An 8,606-nucleotide genomic window follows, 5' to 3' on the forward strand; every position below is an offset into this window, starting at 1 on the left:
CGGCTACTCCCCGGCGGCCGGCGGGACGAGGACGCCGGGGTTGAGGATCCCGGCGGGGTCGAGGCGGTCCTTGACGGCCCGCAGGATCCCGGCGCCCAGCGGGCCGATCTCCCGGGCGTACCAGTCGCGGTGGTCGGTGCCCACGCCGTGATGATGGCTGATCGTGCCGCCCGCGTCGATGATCGCGTCGGACGCGGCCCGCTTCGCGCCGTCCCAGTGCGCCACGGGGTCGTCGCCCTGCGCGGACACGACCGTGAAGTACAGGGACGCGCCCGCCGGGTAGACGTGCGAGATGTGACACATGACCAGCGGCGGCGTGCCCGCCCCGGACAGCGTGCCGATCAGCGCGCACCGGACGGCCTCGTACAGCGCCGGGATGTCGCTCCAGAACGCCGCGGTCTCCAGCGTCTCGGCGAACGCGCCGACGTCGAGCAGCGCGTCGCGCAGGTAGGGGGCGCTGAAGCGGCCGTGCCGCCACTTCTCCCCCGGCGCGTCGCCGAGCGGTTCGCCGCCCGCCTCCCGCAGCACGGCGGCCGTCTTGGCGCGGCGTTCGGCGATCTCCTCGGCGGTGCCCTCGTAGCCGAGGACGGCGAGGCATCCGGCGGCCGAGGAGCCGCCGCCGATGGCCGCGGGGTCGGCGAGGCCGATCATGGTCTCGGTCTCGTCGGACAGCCGCAGCACCACGGGGAGCGGGCCGTCCTGGGCGAGGCGGCGCAGCGCGGCGGCGCCGTCGGCGAACGAGGCGAACCTCCAGCCCTCGTACGCCAGCTCCGCCGGGACGGGCCGGATCCGCACGGTCACCGAGGTGATCACGCCGAACGCGCCCTCGGAGCCGAGCACGAGCTGGCGCAGGTCGGGGCCCGCCGCCGACTTCGGCGCCCGGCCGAGCTCCAGGGTGCCCTCCGGGGTGGCGACGGTGAGGCCGGTGACCATGTCGTCGAACCGCCCGTACCCGGCGGACGCCTGGCCGCTGGAGCGGGCGGCGGCGAACCCGCCGATCGACGCCCACTCGAACGACTGCGGGAAGTGCCCGAGCGTGTAGCCGCGCGCGCCGAGCAGCTCCTCGGCGCGCGGCGCGAGCATGCCGGGCTGCAGGACGGCCGTCCGGGACACCTCGTCGAGGGAGACCAGGGCGTCCATCCGGCGCAGGTCGAGCGCGACGAACGCGTCCACCCCCTCGGGCGCCAGCCCGCCGACGACCGAGGTGCCGCCGCCGAACGGGACGACCGCGACGCGGTGCGCCGCGCAGGCCCGCAGCACCGCGAGGACCTCGTCGTGGTCGCCGGGCAGCACGACGGCGTCGGGTGCGTCGGAGGTCTCGCCGGCGCGGATGCGCACGAGGTCGGGGGTCGACTTGCCGCGGGTGTGCCGGACGCGCGACTCGGCGTCGGTGCGGACGTGCTCCGCGCCGACGGCCGCGGCGAGCGCGGCGAGGGCGTCCTCGGTGAGCCGGGGGGCCGCGACCTCGATCGCGGCGAGGGCGACGGGGGCCGCGTCGCCGGTCTTCACGCCGAGCAGGTCGCGCAGGAGCCCGACCATCGGCTCCGGCAGCGGCGCGGCCTTGGCGGGGTCGCCCCAGCCGCTCCACAGCATGTCCCGCGTCCGCCCCGTGCTGGTGGTCAAGGCGCCTCCCCTCCGACGGGCCGCTCCCGGCACCGCGTTCCCGTCCACCTGTCCCGGTGGGCTTACACTGTGACACATGACGTCGAATCGTCACAACAGGTCGGCGGCCCGGACCGCCGACGACGCCGTGCTGGACGCCGCCCGCGACTGCGTGCTGGCCGTCGGGGTGCGCCGCACCACGCTGACCGACATCGCGCGCCGCGCCGGGGTCTCCCGCATGACGCTGTACCGCCGCTGGCCGGACGTCCGCACGATCGTGGCCGACCTGATGACCCGCGAGTGGACCGCGATCGGCACCGCCATGCACCCCGCCGACGACGGCCGCCCGGTCCGGTCCCGGCTGGTGGACGGGCTGGTCGCCGGCGTGCGCACGTTCCGCGACCACCCGCTGCTCCGCAAGATCGTCGAGGTCGACCCGGAGGCGCTGCTGCCCTACCTGCTGGACCGCTGCGGCGCCAGCCAGCAGGCCTTCCTCGAGCTCTTCGAGGAGGCGCTCGCCGCCGGGCACGCCGACGGGACGATCCGTGTGGACCACCCCGGCCGCCAGGCGCGCGCGCTGCTGCTGGTCGTGCAGTCGTTCGGGCTGTCCGCGCAGATCGTGATCGACGAGTCCGACCCCGAGCTCCGCTCCGACGCCTTCGACGCCGAACTCCGGCACATTCTGGAGAGGATGCTCTCGCCGTGACCCCTGCCGCCGTCCCGCCGCCCTCGTCGCTGAACGCCGCCCGCCGCGAACGCGACCTCGCCGCCCTTCCCGGGCAGGTCGTGGACGTCCTCGTCGTCGGCCTCGGCGCGACCGGCGCGGGCGCCGCGCTGGACGCCGCGTCCCGGGGCCTGTCGGTCGCCGCGGTCGACGCGCACGACCTGGCGTTCGGCACGTCCCGGTGGAGCTCCAAGCTGATCCACGGCGGGCTGCGCTACCTGGCGTCCGGGCAGGTGGACGTGGCACACGAGAGCGCCGTCGAGCGCGGCGTGCTGATGTGCCGGACCGCCCCGCACCTGGTGCGCGCCCTGCCGTTCGTGCTGCCGCTGACGCCGCTGGTGTCGCGGTCGCAGGCGGCGGTGTCGCGGGCGGGCCTGCTGGCCGGGGACGCGCTCCGGCTGGCCGCCCGCACCCCGCGCTCGGTGCTGCCCGGCCCGCGCCGGCTGTCGCCGGTGGAGACGCTGCGGCTCGCGCCCGCCCTGCGCCCGTACGGGCTGCGCGGCGGCCTGCTGTCCTGGGACGGGCAGCTCGCCGACGACGCGCGCCTCGTGACCGCGATCGCCCGGACCGCCGCCGCGCACGGCGCCCGGATCCTGACCCGCTGCCGTGCCGTCGAGCTGACGGGCGACGGCGCGCTCGTCCGCGACGAGCTGACCGGCCGGGAGATCACCGTCCGGGCCCGCGCGGTGGTCAACGCCGCGGGCGTCTGGGCGGGCGGGCTGGTGGACGGCGTGCGGCTGCGCCCGTCGCGCGGCACCCACCTGGTGCTGGGCGCGGAGTCGCTGCGCGGGCTGACCGCCGGGATGCACGTCCCGATCCCCGGCGCGAGCAGCCGGTTCATGCTGGTGATCCCGCAGGGCGACGGCCGCGTCTACGTGGGGCTGACCGACGAGCCGGCGGACGGCCCGATCCCCGACGTGCCGGAGCCGACGCCCGGCGAGATCGGCTTCCTGCTGGACATCCTGGGCTCCGCGCTGGACGTGCCGGTGCGGCGCTCGGAGGTGCTCGGCGCGTTCGCCGGGCTCCGCCCGCTGCTGGACGGCGGCGAGGGCGCCACCGCCGACCTGTCGCGCCGGCACGCGGTGCTGACCTCGCGGGACGGCGTCGTCACGATCGTCGGCGGCAAGCTCACCACGTACCGGCGGATGGCGCAGGACGCCGTGGACGCCGCGGTCGCGGGCCGCGGCCTGCCCGCGGGCCCGAGCCGCACCGCGTCGCTGCCGCTCGTCGGCGCCGCGCCGCGGGACCGGCTGGACGCGCTCGACGCGCCGCGCCGCCTCGTCCAGCGCTACGGGACGGAGGCTCCGCTGCTGGCCGCCATGGGCAGGGACGATCCCGCACTGCTGGAGCCGGTCGTGCCCGGGCTGCCGGTGCTGGGCGTGGAGCTGGCGTGGGGAGCGCTGCACGAGGGCGCGCTGGACGCCGGGGACCTGCTGGACCGGCGCACCCGGATCGGCCTGGTGGCCGCGGACCGCGCCGCGGCGGTTCCGGCGGCGGAGGCCCTCCTCCCGCGCACCGCGGTGCACTGACGGCGCACTGGGTACAGACACCCCAAAGGCCCCGATATCCCCCCGACCAAGCCGGCACCTCGGGGACCCCGCTGGTGAGCCCAGAGGGGCTTAGGTTACCCTTACCTAATCATCGACGATCGGACCGTCCGGCCGGGGGGACTCATTTGACGCGCGGGAAGGGCTGCGGGCACTGCCCGGGAAGCCACACCGGCGAGCGGCCGTGCCTGGCGAGCGCGACCGTCAAGGCGCGCTCCTGGCTGCTGATCGAGCACCCCGGCCCCTGGCCCGAGCGGGTGGCCGACCTGGACGGGCCCGCCCCGGTCGCCGCGGCCGTGCGGGCCGCGCAGGCGGCCGGCGTGCGGCCGCAGCTCATCCGGCGGCCCGGGCGGCGCCGCACGACCCCGCCGATCCAGGTCTACGCCGGGTTCTCGCAGGGCCGCGAGGCCTGGATCGAGGGCCGGGAGCTGGCCGATCCGGAGGAGCTGTCCGGGCTGGACCTGCCCGCGCTCGCCGCGGGCCGGTCGCCGGGCCTCGGCGAGCGGCAGGCCGAGCCGGTCCTGCTGGTCTGCGCGCACGGCCGGCACAACGCCTGCTGCGCGCGGACCGGCGGCCCGCTGGCCCGATCCCTCGCTGGACGTTTTGACCGGCTTGTCTGGGAAACCACCCACGTCGGTGGTGACCGATTCGCAGCGAACCTTGTATGTCTTCCTCACGGGATCTATTACGGCGACCTCGGCGAGACCCAGGCCGTGGCCGCGATCGACGCCTATCTGCGCGGCGAGGTCGTGCTCGACCGGCTGCGTGGGCGGGCCGGAAGCCCCGAGCCAGCGCAGGCCGCAGAGCACTTCGTCCGCGCGCACACGGGACGCCTCGAACTGGACACCGTGACCGTGGAGTCGATCACAGGGACATCTCACTACGAAGCGATCGTCGCCGTCCAGGAGAGCCGTTACCGGGTCATCCTGGACGCCGTCGAGCAGGCCGCGTGCGGCCCGGGGTGCGCCGAGAACCTGAGAACCTACGCTGTTACGGAACTCACCCTTCTCAACGAGGCCGCCCTCGTGTAATCTCTCGAAGGCCCCATTCGAGGGTCTCCCTGTCGCACGACCCCAGGTTTCCGGAGTAACCGGACGGGGAACAGAGCGGCAACTCCAGACGTTGGAACTTTCGGCGCTTCTGACTCATGTCACCCGAAGCACGTCGATGCGTCCATGTCCCGAAATTGTTCGAAACCAATCAAGGTGGGTGTTCCATGGCTCAGGTACGTCGGCAGGCAAACCTCCCTCGTCCCAGCTGGGGCTGGCAGGACGCCGCGGCGTGCCGGGGGGAAGACCTCGTGCTCTTCTTCGGCCCCGACGGCGAGCGCCAGCCCGAGCGTGAGATCCGCGAGCGCAAGGCCAAGCAGATCTGCATGGGCTGCCCGGTCCGCACGGAATGCCTGGACTACGCCGTGTCCCGGCCCGAGAAGTACGGCACGTGGGGCGGTCTGAACGAGGACGAGCGCGCCTCCGAGCGCCGCCGTCGCATGCGCCGCGCCAACGCGGCCTGACCGCCGCACGGCACGCCAGAACCGCTCCCAGCGCGCACCCCGGCACGCCACCGAAAAACGACTCGGCCCCGCCCCGCGGGGCCGTTTGCGTTGCTCAGGGCCCGGCCGTCACGGCCGGGCCCTGCCGCGTTCGTCACATGTGCGTCACATCTGTGTTGCGGCCCGCCCGGATTTCCCGGCCGCTTTTACCGCAGTGGACGCTTCCGCGTGGCTTTTTCACCGAAATTCGCCGCCGCCATTTCCCGGCGCGCGCGGCCGGCCGGTCCGTCACGCCGCGTGTCAGGTCGCATGCCGGTCGCGCGTCAGGTCGCGTGGCGCTCGCGCGTCAGGTGGCGGTCCCGGCGCGCTCAAGCCACCCGGTCACGTCGCGGTCGGTGAGCTGGTCGAAGTCGCGGTACCACTGCCCGACCGCGCGGAAGTCCCAGGGCGCCGCGGGCACCACCAGGTCGTCCACCTCGGCCGCCAGCGACCGCACGGTGTCCTCGGCGCCCACCGGCACCGCCAGCGCCAGCCGGGACGGCCCGCGCCTGCGCATGGCCCGCACGGCCGCGCGCGCGGTCCCGCCGGTGGCGAGGCCGTCGTCGACGACGACCACGGCGCGTCCGGCCACGTCCGGCAGGCTCCGGCCGCCGCGGTAGGCCGCCACGCGCCGGTCCAGCTCGGCGCGCTCGGCCCGCACCGTCGCGGCCATGTCGTCCTCGGTCAGCCCGAGCCGGTCCAGCAGCCCGCGGTCGAACACCGGCTCGCCGCCCTCGGCGATCGCGCCCACGCCGAGCTCCGGCTGCGGAGGGAAGCCGATCTTGCGGGTCACCAGCACGTCCAGCGGGGACCGCAGGCGCCGCGCGACCTCGAACCCGACCGGGACGCCGCCGCGCGGCAGCGCGAGCACCACGGCGCCGTCCAGGCCCATCGGCGCGAGCCGGTCGGCGAGCACCCGGCCCGCCTCCCCTCGGTCGGCGTAGGGCAGCGGGACGGTCCGGTCCCCCGTCGGCGCCCGCTTCGCCGTCCTGTTCCAAGACATCGGCGCACCCCCTCCCGGGGTCGCGGAAGAGCTCTCCATCCAGCCCTACCCGCCGGGGGCGCCGGGATTCAGCCCGCGGTGAGCCAGCGCAGCGGGTTCGCCCGCAGGATCGTGTCGAGGGTCGCGTCGTCGGCGCCGGCGGCGCGCAGCGCGGGCAGGAAGGTGCCGAACAGGTAGCCGTAGCCGGCGCCCCCGTACCGGACGATCTGCTCCATCCGCGAGACGCCGGTGCTCAGCAGCACCCGCTCGGCGTGCCCGGCCTCCAGCAGGTCCATGACCGCGCGCACACGGGCGCCGATCGCGGCGTGGTCCTCGCCCGCCAGGCCGAGCGTGCCGAACGACACGTACCCGCCGGACTCGGCGATCTTGCGGTGCTGGCCGGGGTCGTCCACCCGGTCCTGCTGGCCGACGGCGACGCGGTCGGCGGGCAGCCCGGCGGCGGTGAGGATCTCCAGCTGGGCCACGCCGGCGCGGCCGTAGGTCGCCACCGACAGGCCCGAGTAGCGGGCGGCGCGGGCGGCGGCCCGCAGGCACAGCTCCTCGGCCTCGGTCGGCGCCTCGCCCCACGTGCCGATCTCGCCGATCACGCCGGGCAGCGCGTTGGTGCCGTCCATGCCGAAGCCGATCTCGGCGAGGAGCCGCTCGGCGAGCCGGTCCACGCCGGACTGGCCCTCCGGGCCGGCGCCGGCGGCGAGGGCCTCGCGGACGAACGCGGGGTGGAACGGCTCGGTGAACACGCCCGTCCCGGCGACCACCGCGACCCGGGAGCCCGCGCTGATGCGGGCCAGCGCGGCGGCGTTGCGCCCCATGCCGGAGCAGGTCAGGTCGACGACGAGGCCGAGCCCGTGCTCCTTGCGCAGCTCGTTCAGCTCGCGCTGGACGCCCTTCTCCTCGTCCAGCCAGCGCGCCGGGTCGGACCCCACCTGCTGCGGCCGGGCCGGCCAGCGCAGGTCCATCTGCAGGTGCTCGTGGGAGAGCACCGGGCCGGTGATGTCGGACGTCGCGATCGTGCCGGTCACGGTCCGGAGCCGGCCGGTGTCCTCTCGGGGGGTCATGGGAAGCGAGGCTACGACATGTTTGGCCTTTTCAGAGCCTTATTCGGTGCAGTTTTTACCATTCGTCCCGGCGTTGCCGGGGCCGCCCGGCGTGTCGTCGGCGTCGTCCGCCGCGTCATCGGCCTCGTCCGCCGCGGAGGCGGCGGTGGCTCCGGGCTCGCGTGCGGCGTCCGCCTGCTGCTGGGCGCGCGTCTGCGCGACGGCCCGCGCCCGGGCGGTGCCCGCGCTGGGCCACAGCCGGTCGATCTCGGCGTTCAGCGTCGCGCCGATCAGCACCGCGAGCGCCGCCACGTACAGCCACGCCAGCACGGCGATCGCGGCGGCCAGCGAGCCGTACACCGACACCCCGCTCAGCGACCCGCTCAGGTAGATCCGCAGGACCAGGCTGCCGACCACCCAGATCACCAGCGCCAGCACCGCGCCGGGCACCTCGCGCCACCAGGCCGTCCGCACCGGGACGCTCATGTGGTACAGCAGCGCCAGGAACACGATCGACAGGGTCACCAGCACCGGCCAGTACAGCACCTGGACGATCGTGGCGCTCTCCGGCACCGCCTGCCGCGCCAGCGTCGGCCCGGCGACCAGCAGCGGAGCGACCACCAGCCCCACCAGCAGGCCGACGACGTACAGGATGAACGCGCGCGTGCGGGTGCGGATGACGCCGCGGATGCCCGACAGCCCGTACGCGATCGTGATCGTGTCGATGCAGACGTTGACCGCGCGCGAGCCCGCCCACAGCGACAGCACGAAGCCGATCGACACGATGTCGGGGCTGCCGCCCTTGATCACGTCGTCCAGCAGCGGCCTGACGACCGTGTTCACCGCGTTGGGGGTCAGCACGGTCTGGGCGTGCTCGATGGCCCGGTTGCGGATGTCCTCGACGGTCTCCTCGCTGATCACGTTGTGGAAGTGGCCCATGGTGCCGATCAGCCCGAGGGCCAGCGGCGGCAGCGACAGCAGCGCGAAGAACGCGATCTCGGCGGCGAGCCCGGTCACCCGGTAGCGGAACGCCCCGACCGCCGTCCCGCGGACCAGCCGCCAGCCCACCGGGCCGCCGGAGCGCGCCAGGACGCCCAGCGCGGCGCAGAAGGCCGTGCGGACGCGGCCGGCGGCGGCCCGGACGCGCGCCGCGGCGGTGCGGGCG

The 8,606-nt window shown here is 75.3% G+C and carries 8 protein-coding genes; 4 read left to right on the top strand and 4 right to left on the bottom strand.

All coding sequences use genetic code 11. The features are described from left to right. Window positions 1-3: 3 nt before the first annotated feature. Window positions 4-1,593: an FAD-binding oxidoreductase gene (locus tag F9B16_RS30620; protein WP_151543699.1), complete on the bottom strand. Its 1,590-nt coding sequence runs from the start codon at window positions 1,591-1,593 to the stop codon at window positions 4-6. Window positions 1,594-1,699: 106 nt separating this feature from the next. Between F9B16_RS30620 and F9B16_RS30625 the strand changes: the two genes are divergently transcribed. The 4 genes from F9B16_RS30625 to F9B16_RS30640 all read left to right on the top strand — a co-directional run bounded on the left by F9B16_RS30625 (window position 1,700) and on the right by F9B16_RS30640 (window position 5,386). After that, complete coding sequence (locus tag F9B16_RS30625) at window positions 1,700-2,308, top strand: TetR/AcrR family transcriptional regulator (protein ID WP_151543693.1); 609 nt, start codon at window positions 1,700-1,702, stop codon at window positions 2,306-2,308. Beyond that, entirely contained in the window at window positions 2,305-3,855 is a 1,551-nt protein-coding gene (locus F9B16_RS30630) for a glycerol-3-phosphate dehydrogenase/oxidase (RefSeq protein ID WP_151543694.1), read from the top strand. Before F9B16_RS30625 ends, F9B16_RS30630 begins: the two co-directional genes overlap by 4 nt. 146 nt (window positions 3,856-4,001) lie before the next feature. Then, window positions 4,002-4,904, top strand: a complete 903-nt coding sequence (locus F9B16_RS30635; RefSeq protein WP_151543695.1) for a sucrase ferredoxin — start codon at window positions 4,002-4,004, stop codon at window positions 4,902-4,904. A gap of 185 nt (window positions 4,905-5,089) precedes the next feature. Beyond that, entirely contained in the window at window positions 5,090-5,386 is a 297-nt protein-coding gene (locus tag F9B16_RS30640; protein ID WP_021600082.1) for a WhiB family transcriptional regulator, read from the top strand. A 325-nt stretch (window positions 5,387-5,711) separates the two neighbouring features. Here F9B16_RS30640 and F9B16_RS30645 read toward each other — a convergent pair whose 3' ends face one another. The 3 genes from F9B16_RS30645 to F9B16_RS30655 all read right to left on the bottom strand — a co-directional run. After that, the gene (locus F9B16_RS30645; RefSeq protein WP_151543696.1) at window positions 5,712-6,407 is read right to left on the bottom strand and encodes a phosphoribosyltransferase; all 696 of its coding nucleotides are present in this window, start codon (window positions 6,405-6,407) and stop codon (window positions 5,712-5,714) included. Between the two features lie 68 nt (window positions 6,408-6,475). After that, window positions 6,476-7,462 carry a phosphotriesterase family protein gene (locus F9B16_RS30650; protein WP_151543697.1) on the bottom strand — a complete coding sequence of 329 codons (987 nt, stop codon included), beginning with the start codon at window positions 7,460-7,462 and terminating at the stop codon, window positions 6,476-6,478. Between the two features lie 39 nt (window positions 7,463-7,501). Next, window positions 7,502-8,606 (bottom strand): YihY/virulence factor BrkB family protein (locus F9B16_RS30655; protein WP_151543698.1); only part of this gene is annotated, 1,105 nt, incomplete at its 5' end.

Source organism: Actinomadura montaniterrae (genome assembly GCF_008923365.1).
Lineage (GTDB): Bacteria > Actinomycetota > Actinomycetes > Streptosporangiales > Streptosporangiaceae > Spirillospora > Spirillospora montaniterrae.

Coding starts and splice junctions, on each gene's coding strand:
- F9B16_RS30620 (WP_151543699.1), bottom strand. CDS start 1,593: ATGCTGTGGAGCGGCTGGGGCGACCCCGCCAAGGCCGCGCCGCTGCCG.
- F9B16_RS30625 (WP_151543693.1), top strand. CDS start 1,700: ATGACGTCGAATCGTCACAACAGGTCGGCGGCCCGGACCGCCGACGAC.
- F9B16_RS30640 (WP_021600082.1), top strand. CDS start 5,090: ATGGCTCAGGTACGTCGGCAGGCAAACCTCCCTCGTCCCAGCTGGGGC.
- F9B16_RS30645 (WP_151543696.1), bottom strand. CDS start 6,407: ATGTCTTGGAACAGGACGGCGAAGCGGGCGCCGACGGGGGACCGGACC.
- F9B16_RS30650 (WP_151543697.1), bottom strand. CDS start 7,462: ATGACCCCCCGAGAGGACACCGGCCGGCTCCGGACCGTGACCGGCACG.